Origin of the sequence: Dietzia sp. SYD-A1 (assembly GCF_015356725.1) — a bacterium.
Lineage (GTDB): Bacteria > Actinomycetota > Actinomycetes > Mycobacteriales > Mycobacteriaceae > Dietzia.
In genome coordinates this window covers 1-512 of the sequence record NZ_JADDKI010000666.1, presented here as the reverse complement: position 1 = coordinate 512, position 512 = coordinate 1, and the positions used below count along the sequence as shown (strand labels likewise).

Annotated in this window: 1 protein-coding gene; it reads right to left on the bottom strand. The window is 72.7% G+C overall.

All coding sequences use genetic code 11. The features are described 5' to 3' along the window. A partial coding sequence (locus tag IY392_RS18345) for a DUF5129 domain-containing protein (protein WP_194862003.1) occupies positions 1–512 on the bottom strand: 512 nt, incomplete at both ends.

The following is a 512-nucleotide window of genomic DNA, read 5'->3' as shown; positions in this document are numbered from 1 at the left end:
GCCGAGGGCCCACGGCAGCCAGGACGGCATGCCCTCGGACTCCGGGGCCAGGACCGTGGGATCGGCCGCCGCCTGCGCGCCCGCGAGCAGGCCCACCGCATGGTTGTCCCGGCGCATCGGGTCCTTCATCGCCTCCAGCGAGCCGTCGAGGTGCCGGCCCTCGAAGATGTCCAGCGCCGCGCAGACGTCGTCACCGCAGTAGATGCCGACCTTCCGCGAGTCGATGTCGTTGGCCACGATCAGCGTTCCGGGCGCCCACTTCTCCCGGTCCTGCGACACCAGATCCGGCCGCTCGGCCTGGGCGAAGCGCTCGGCGGTGTCGTTGAGGTTGTCGTTGCCGTCGTCGAAGACCAGGTACTCCACGCGCTGCACCTGCGGCGGGAACGCGATGCGCTCGGTCTCGACGCGGAGCAGGTCCTGGTCCCCGGGCGAGAGCACGCCGGCCTGATCCGTGATACCGACGTCGATAGCCCGGGCCGGGGCGTCCGCGGGCGCCTGGGCCGGGGCAGGCG